The following is a 716-nucleotide window of genomic DNA, read 5'->3' as shown; positions in this document are numbered from 1 at the left end:
GCCCCCACCCCGCCCGCCGCCTCCGCCGCCAGCCCCCAGTACCGCCGCATCCGGGGCGAGCGGTCCACCGCCACGTACGACGCGAGCCAACGCACGGTCCCCGACCAGCGCGAACAGCTCGGCGAAGGCCACGACTTGGCGCGGCGAAGGGTCCGTCGGCGGCTCCGGTACGGCGATGGACACGAACGTGCGGAGCATCGCCTCGGACACCGGGGCGACCATCGTCCGCCGCCAGAAGTCGACGAGCGCGTCGTGCGCGGCGGCGCCGTTCTCCATGGCGGACAGGAGGTCCAGCCGGGCGGCCCGTTCGGCGGGCCCGACGGCCTCCTCGACGGCACGCAACGAGGCCCGGCGCCAGGCAAGTTCGGCGATGCGGACATCGACCGCGGCGCGCTCGGCCGCGACGGCCTCACCCACGGAACGCTCGCCGTCGAGCACGTCCCGAACGGCGGGCAGCCCGAGCCCCAGCCGCCGCAGCCGCCGCACCAGGACCAGACGTTCGACGGCCGCCGCGTCGAAGCGGCGGTGCCCGCCCGTGCTGCGCACCGCGTCGACGATGCCCTCGTCGCAGGAGAAGCGGATGGTCCGCACCGACAGGCCGGTCAGCCGTGCCAGGTCACCGATCCCGAGCGTCTCGCCGAGCAACGGAAGCAACCCCCACCAACGCGACGCCCGCCCCAAGGGGGAGAGGACTTGAATCTCCGGCGCGGACGCCG

General features: G+C 75.1%; 1 protein-coding gene. It reads right to left on the bottom strand.

The window, feature by feature from the left end; all coding sequences use genetic code 11:
- Positions 1-645, bottom strand: a 645-nt coding sequence (locus AOK22_RS20590; RefSeq protein WP_107101986.1) for a MerR family transcriptional regulator, incomplete at its 3' end; no start/stop codon positions are given.
- Between the last annotated feature and the right edge of the window lie 71 nt (positions 646-716).

It is taken from the genome of Streptomyces silaceus, from assembly GCF_001419745.1.
GTDB classification, from domain to species: Bacteria; Actinomycetota; Actinomycetes; order Streptomycetales; family Streptomycetaceae; genus Streptomyces; species Streptomyces silaceus.
The sequence above is the reverse complement of the archived record's forward strand: the minus strand, read 5'-3'. Positions and strand labels throughout refer to the sequence as shown.